At 39.2% G+C, this 7,140-nt stretch carries 5 protein-coding genes and 2 pseudogenes; all 7 read right to left on the reverse strand.

The window, feature by feature from the left end:
- Positions 1-7: 7 nt before the first annotated feature.
- Positions 8-1,189: a c-type cytochrome gene (locus IPK31_22270; protein ID MBK8090391.1), complete on the reverse strand. Its 1,182-nt coding sequence runs from the start codon at positions 1,187-1,189 to the stop codon at positions 8-10.
- Between the two features lie 14 nt (positions 1,190-1,203).
- Positions 1,204-1,365 (reverse strand): CcoQ/FixQ family Cbb3-type cytochrome c oxidase assembly chaperone, encoded by a 162-nt coding sequence (locus tag IPK31_22275; GenBank protein MBK8090392.1) that lies wholly within the window; start codon positions 1,363-1,365, stop codon positions 1,204-1,206.
- 24 nt (positions 1,366-1,389) lie between these two features.
- Positions 1,390-3,512: pseudogene (gene ccoN / locus IPK31_22280) on the reverse strand (cytochrome-c oxidase, cbb3-type subunit I).
- A 22-nt stretch (positions 3,513-3,534) separates the two neighbouring features.
- A complete protein-coding gene (ccoS, locus tag IPK31_22285; GenBank protein MBK8090393.1) occupies positions 3,535-3,729 on the reverse strand; it encodes a cbb3-type cytochrome oxidase assembly protein CcoS in 195 nt (64 codons plus the stop codon).
- 114 nt (positions 3,730-3,843) lie between these two features.
- A pseudogene (locus IPK31_22290) lies at positions 3,844-6,227 on the reverse strand (heavy metal translocating P-type ATPase metal-binding domain-containing protein).
- Between the two features lie 136 nt (positions 6,228-6,363).
- Positions 6,364-6,810, reverse strand: a complete 447-nt coding sequence (locus IPK31_22295; protein MBK8090394.1) for an Hsp20/alpha crystallin family protein — start codon at positions 6,808-6,810, stop codon at positions 6,364-6,366.
- Between the two features lie 106 nt (positions 6,811-6,916).
- Positions 6,917-7,140, reverse strand: a 224-nt coding sequence (locus IPK31_22300; GenBank protein ID MBK8090395.1) for a hypothetical protein, incomplete at its 5' end; no start/stop codon positions are given.

Genomic DNA, 7,140 nt, shown 5'->3' on the forward strand with positions numbered 1-7,140 from the left:
GTTCTGCTTATTTAATTGAATCTGTTTTTACTGCTGCTGAATCTGCTGCCGGTGCTGCAGCATTTTCCTGGTACAACTCACCCTGTTTTTCTTTTGGATTGGGAGGGTTGGTGCCATGCAATGATTTTACATAACTGGTCAGCTGTGCAATCTGAACGGGAGAGTAATCATCTTTCCAGCTCTTCATTCCTTTTTCAGGCCAGCCATATTTGATTGTCTTGAAAATTTCTTTTACACTTCCACTGTGTATCCAGTAATCATCAGTTAAATTTGGTCCTACACCACCTTGCCCTTCTTTGCCATGACAGGCTGCACACATCAGTTCGAAATTTGTTTTACCTGCTTTTAAGGCAGCCTCATCTTTTAACAGCACCACTGTGTTTTCATCTACATTGTTTGCAGACTTTGAAAGGAAAGCAGCTTTCTGTTCTTCACCTTTTTTCCAGGCATTTTCAAATTCCTGTTTGCTTAAAGGAGCTGTTTCTGCAATATGATAACGGTACAGGTAAATTACACCAACAATAATTGTCAGGTAAAATCCATATAACCACCAGCCGGGTAATTTATTATCCAGCTCACGGATGCCATCATAGTCATGACCCAGATCAATTTTAGATTCCTGTTCTGCAGGCCTGAAGCTGTTGATTTTATCCCACCATGTACTAAAGCTGCCGGAAGGTTTGCTTACAGTTGTACCATCCGCTGCAACTGCTGCAAATGCATTTTCTTTAACCAGGAAGTTTCTTACAAATAATCCCATTACAATTATAACAATCAGTTCAATTGCAATAACGGAAGCCAGCAGATAAAAGGTAAGAGGTGTTAATCCTGCAATTGATGCAGGTGCAGCCGGTGCTGTTGTTGCAGCATCCTGCGCAAGACCGATAGCAGGCGATAAAAAGGCAATTAAACCGGCAACTGTTTTTACTGAATTGCTTTTCAGTTTTGAGCTGTGCCATTTTGCAGTACCAAGTACAACATTTGCCAGCAGTGCAATTACAAGTAACAGTACAAGAATAATTGCAAGCATTGTAATAGCCATTGGATTGCTCCAGATTGACTGTGGTGCTGCTTCAGGAACCGTTGCAGTTTGCTGTGCTGATGCAGCAAAGGTTGTAAACAGGAACGTAAAGGCAAGCATTGTTTTGCCAACTCCTGTCATTAAAAAATATTTTTTTATGTTTAACATCTTGCTTTAGTTTTTTAGTTATCTAATGGAATTCGACTGATCTCATTCAATTCTTTTTTATCTGTTCTGGCAAGCCAAACAATCATTACACAGAAGAAGATAAAGAAGATGAGAAAAGAGGTTAACCCGTAAATGCTTACGTTACTTATTTTTTCTAAATAATTAATGAATTTCATTTCTTATTTTTTTCGGTGAGCATTTTAGTTTGAAGCTGTTACAGGTTTCTTTTCAGCCTTAATATCCTTACCCATACGTTGCAGGTAAGCAATCAGCGCTATAATTTCCTTATTGGCAGGAGTTTGAATCTTGTCAATTTTCAAATTGATGCGGATACTGTTTGCCTGTGTCATCAGATCCCTGTTTGCAATTTTATCATAACCTTCAGGATAAGGAACACCTAAGGTTTGCATTGCCCTGATCTTTGCAGCTGTAATAGTAGTATCAAGATCATTATCAAGTAACCATGTATACTGAGGCATTATTGATCCGGGCGACATTGTACGGGGATCCATCATATGATTATAATGCCAGCTGTCGGGATATTTACCACCAATTCTTGCTAAGTCCGGACCTGTACGTTTACTTCCCCACTGGAACGGATGATCATACACAAATTCGCCAGCTTTTGAATATTCACCATATCTCGCAACTTCATCACGGAACGGACGGATCATTTGGGAGTGACAGGTATAGCAACCTTCACGAACATAAATATCACGGCCCTGTAATTCAAGCGGAGTATATGGTTTTACACTTGTAATGGTTGGAATATTTGACTTAATTAAGAAGGTTGGAACAATCTCAATTAAACCACCAATAGCAACAACTATTAAACTGATAACAAGCATCATTACCGGTCTTTTTTCAATCCATCTGTGCCAGTATTCTTTTTTATGTGCTTCCGCTTTTGCAAGAGGTGCTGCTTCAGCTGGTTCATTGGCAATAAAGCTTCCCTGTTTTGCAGTCTTCATTAAATTGTACACCATCATAATGGCACCTGTTAAGTAAAGAGTACCACCAATACTTCTCATGATATACATAGGAATAATATTGGTTACAGTTTCAAGAAACTGGAACTTCAACTGTCCTTCATCGGTGAATTGTTTCCACATATCGGCCTGTGCAAAACCGGCCCAGTAAAGTGGAATGGCATACACAACAATACCAATTGTTCCTAACCAGAAGTGATTGGTTGCTAACTTTTTGAATACAGTGTAGTGCCCCACATTTTAGGAATTAAATAATAGAGCACACCAAATGCCATAAAACCATTCCAGCCTAAACCTCCAATATGAACGTGCCCTACAATCCAGTCAGTAAAGTGTGCAATCGCATTTACGCTTTTCAAACTCATCATGGGTCCTTCAAAAGTGCTCATACCATAACAGGTAACAGCAACCACAAAGAATTTTAATACAGGTTCTTCACGCACTTTGTCCCACGCACCACGTAATGTAAATAAACCATTCAGCATACCTCCCCAGCTTGGTGCAATCAGCATTACACTGAATACAGTACCGAGAGATTGCGCCCAATCAGGCAATGCAGTATAAATTAAATGGTGAGGGCCTGCCCAGATATAAAGGAAGATAAGCGCCCAGAAGTGGATAATTGATAAACGATAAGAATATACAGGACGGTTCGCTGCTTTTGGCAGGAAATAATACATTAAACCCAGAATGGGAGTAGTAAGGAAAAATGCCACAGCATTATGACCGTACCACCACTGTACCAATGCATCCTGAACACCGGCATAAAAACTATAGCTTTTTATCCAGGAGAAAGGAAGTTCAAATGAGTTTACAATATGGAGCATCGCTACTGTTATCCATGTGGCTATGTAAAACCAAATGGCAACATAAATATGACTTTCTCTTCTTTTAATTAATGTACCAAACATGTTGATACCAAATACTACCTATATTAATGTAATAAGGATATCAATTGGCCATTCAAGTTCAGCATACTCTTTACCGGTTGTAAAACCGAAAAATAAAGTAACCGCTGCTAATAAAATTATTAACTGCCATCCCCAAAAATGTATCCAACTTAATTTGTCGTTGAACATACGGGCTTTGGTAAGACGCTGCAGTGAATAATAAATGCCCATAAACATACTGTTGCCTACAAAGGCAAAAATGATAGCATTTGTGTGAATGGGCCGAAGACGACCGAAGGTGGTGCCCGGATAATTGAGTGAGATAGCCGGAAAATAAAATTGAATGGCTACCAGCAATCCAACGAGCATGCCTACAATACCCCAAGCGGCTGTGGCAATGGCGAAGTACTTTACGATCTTGTTGTCGTAGTTAAACTTTCTAATTGCATAACTTCCTGTTTGATTATTATGGTTTTGAGTTCTGGTTTACTGAGTTAGGAGAAGAGTTTTCTTTTTCTGAGACAGGATTGTCGAACAGCATTCTCAAGGGGGGGGATACCTGGTCATCATACTGACCGTTTTTAACGCTCCATAAGAAAGCCGCTAAAAACAACGATGCCACAGATACACTGGCAATAAGCAATAGTATTATAACACTCATATAGACTTTCTTTTATCCTGTAAAAATATTTTTCGCAACCCTAATTGAGGCTGACAGAAATCAGACAAAAAGTTGATTCCTGTCAAATTCTTATGACTTTAGTCAGCTTTTTAGTTATTTCAGCTTCAAAAACTTGGCTGATAAGGTTGATGCTCCGAATGAGAGCAAAATGATGGTAATGGAGCTTGATGGCATCAAAATAGCTGCGATTAATGGAGAAAGAGTTCCCTGAACAGCGAAAGACAATCCGATGACATTGTAAAGAATCGATAAAATAAAAATCCCGACAACGATTTGTTTGTTGGCTTTTGTTAACCGGAGGTAAGCTGCAAGTTTATGTAACCTGTCGGCTTCCAGAATACCATCGCTGGCCGGAGTAAAGTTGTTGGTGCTTTCGGTAACTGCAATCCCTGCATTACTTTGTTTTAATGCACCTGCATCATTTAATCCATCGCCCACCATAATTACTCTATCGCCCAATTCCTGTTGTAACTTTATATAGGCAAGTTTTTCATGAGGCTTTTGATTGAAGAGAAATGTCGACTTTTTGCCAATAGCCATTTGAAGTGTTCTTTTTCACTTTCGTTATCGCCTGAAAGAACAGAGATTTTATAATACTTCTGCAGTTTCTTTATTTGTGAAAGAAGAGATGGACGGTAATGATTACGGATGGTAAAATGACCGATCAGGTTCCCGTCAATCATTATATACAGGCTGCTTCCTGAAGTTGATTCCCGGGTTCACCGTTACAAACTCTGCCGATCCAATGGAGATGATTCTGTTCTCAACAATTCCCTGGATACCTTTGCCTGTTATTTCATTAAAGTTTTTAACGGTTCTGTTTTCAGGAATTCCTAAATGTTTTACCAGTAGTTTGCTCAGCGGGTGGGTGCTTTGAGCAGCAAGTGCTGCAATATCTGGTTTGTCTTTTCGGTTCAGAAAATTACCTGAGAAAACAACATCCTGATCATTTGTTGTAGTTAATGTTCCGGTTTTATCAAACACAATATGATCAGCATTGGCTATTTCTTCAATTACCTGTGCATTACGCAGGTATAATTTGTTCTTTGCCAGTATGCGCAACACATTTCCGTTGGTGAAATTATTTGAAAGCAGCAAAGCACATGGACATGCAACAATGAGAATGGTTGTAACTACATTCCATGCTTTGGTTCCATCGTAAAAACTCCAGTACAGGGCACCTGCTAACGCAATGGTAAATACGATCCATGTAAAATACCGGCTGAGGATATTTACAAATGATTTTTCATCTTCCTTTGGTTTTTCATCTTTGTTCCAGAGTTTGGTGAGGTAGCTTTGGGCCACTTCTTTCATGGTAAGTATTTCAATATTGCCGCCTGTTTGTTTGCCGCCTGCATAAACAAGTTCGCCCATTTCTTTTAATACAGGGAGTGATTCACCTGTTACAAAACTGTAATCAATCAAAGCTTTTCCTCTTGTAAGCAAACCATCAACCGGTATCAGTTCTTCATGATGAATAAGAATTGTATCGCCGGTTTTCAGATCAGGCAAAGCAGTTGGAATTTCTTTTCCTTCTTTCATGATTGTAACGGCAATAGGGAAATAAGCAGTATAGTCCCGTTCAAATGATAATTGCTGATAAGTTTTTTCCTGCAGTATGCGTCCAACAAGCATAAAGAAAACAATGCCGGTCATTGAATCGAAATAACCACTGCCGGTATTGCTGAATATTTCATACACACTGCGGCCAAAAGTCATGATGATGGCTAAAGCAATAGGTGCATCAATATTGAGATACTTATGCCGGAGACTTCCCCATGCACTCTGATAAAACGGAATAGAACTGTATAATAAAACAGGGATTGACAAAACAAGATTAAAATACCTGAACATATTCTGCAAGCCTCTGTCTGCATCTTCCAGTCCAAGATATTCAGGAAAACTCATGAGCATGATATTGGCGAAGCAAAACCCTGCAACACCTAACTGGTAAATAAGACTTCGTTGAATACGTGGCTTTGCTTCCTGTAAATTCTGCAGACTGATATATGGCTCGTAGCCGATGCCGGTTAACAGTTCGGCTACTGTACGCAGCTTTGTTGACTGGTGGTTGAAGACAATATCAACTTCTTTACGGGTGAAATTTACCCTTGATGAAATGATATCTTTATTAAGACGGTGTAAATTTTCAAGCAACCATAAACAGGAACTGCAGTGAATTTGCGGCAGGTAAAATGTAATATGTGTCTGTTCACTATTCTTGAAAGAGAGCCAGCTGCTGCTGAATTTTTTCATCTTCCAAGATGAAAATTTATCCTTCCTTACTTCAATACGCTGGCTTAGGCCCGGGTTTTCGTTAAGATTATAATATTCACATAAATCACTCTGGTTAAGAACCAGGTACACTGTTTTACAACCCTGGCAGCAAAAACTTTTGTCATCAATTTTTATCTGCTCAGTAATGCAATCGTCACAGTATGATAGCATTGAGTGGCTTGTTTGGTTGTTATGCTCATATTGACTGCAAATTAATTTCCGGGTTTGCTGGAATTTTCTGACCCGCAGTCATATCAAACTCGACCATCGTCACAAAAAAGCCCGCCACAAATCATTTGCGGCAGGGCCAAGGGCACAATCCCTCCATCGGAGAGATTATTTCACAGCGATATGTTTGCTCGCTGCCAGCTTTTTCACTTCATCTTTTTTAGGAAGCATCAATTTCAACACACCGTCTTCATACTTTGCTTCAATTTTTTCTTTGTTCACTTCTTCTGGCAGAGTAAAACTGCGGCTGAAAGATGAGTAGCTGTACTCCTTACGGTTGTACTTTTCATCTTTTTCTTCTTTGCTTTCTTCTTTTTCGCTGCTGATGGTTAGCATATTGCCCTCAACATCAATATTGAAATCATCCTTTTTCATACCAGGCACGGCTAAGGAAACCTTATAGTCATTTTTGTCTTCAACAATATTTACTGCGGGTACAGTCATCATACGTCCCATGAGGGAACCTCCGTTATCAAACCATTCATTCCATGGTTTAAAAAAATCGTCAAATACAGTTGGTAACATGCCAACTTTTGTTACTGCTTTTGTTGACATACAGACCTCCTTGTTTTAAATGTTTGAAGAACTTTGTTTGCTCTTTGAAGATACTTTACGAAACTGTTTTTTTCAAGGACTGCTGTCAGCAGGAGGATGAGGGTTATCAGTAAAAAACAAAGTCAGGATTATTTTTGTTCAGCCATTCATTTACTTTTTCTTCTGCTTTTTCAACGGCTATTTTTGTGAGGGTTGCAGCAAGATGTGATAAACCTGCAGCTAATGTATTTTCACCATTCTGTTCTGTATTATCAAGCAGTTTAGCAATTACTTCACCTGCAACATATTTTGGCTTCAGGCTTTCCTTTAAATCACGCCAATCGTAACGGA

The sequence above is a fragment of the Chitinophagaceae bacterium genome, assembly GCA_016713085.1.
Taxonomy (GTDB): domain Bacteria; phylum Bacteroidota; class Bacteroidia; order Chitinophagales; family Chitinophagaceae; genus Lacibacter.

Coding starts and splice junctions, on each gene's coding strand:
- IPK31_22270 (MBK8090391.1), bottom strand. CDS start 1,189: ATGTTAAACATAAAAAAATATTTTTTAATGACAGGAGTTGGCAAAACA.
- IPK31_22275 (MBK8090392.1), bottom strand. CDS start 1,365: ATGAAATTCATTAATTATTTAGAAAAAATAAGTAACGTAAGCATTTAC.
- ccoS (MBK8090393.1), bottom strand. CDS start 3,729: ATGAGTGTTATAATACTATTGCTTATTGCCAGTGTATCTGTGGCATCG.
- IPK31_22295 (MBK8090394.1), bottom strand. CDS start 6,810: ATGTCAACAAAAGCAGTAACAAAAGTTGGCATGTTACCAACTGTATTT.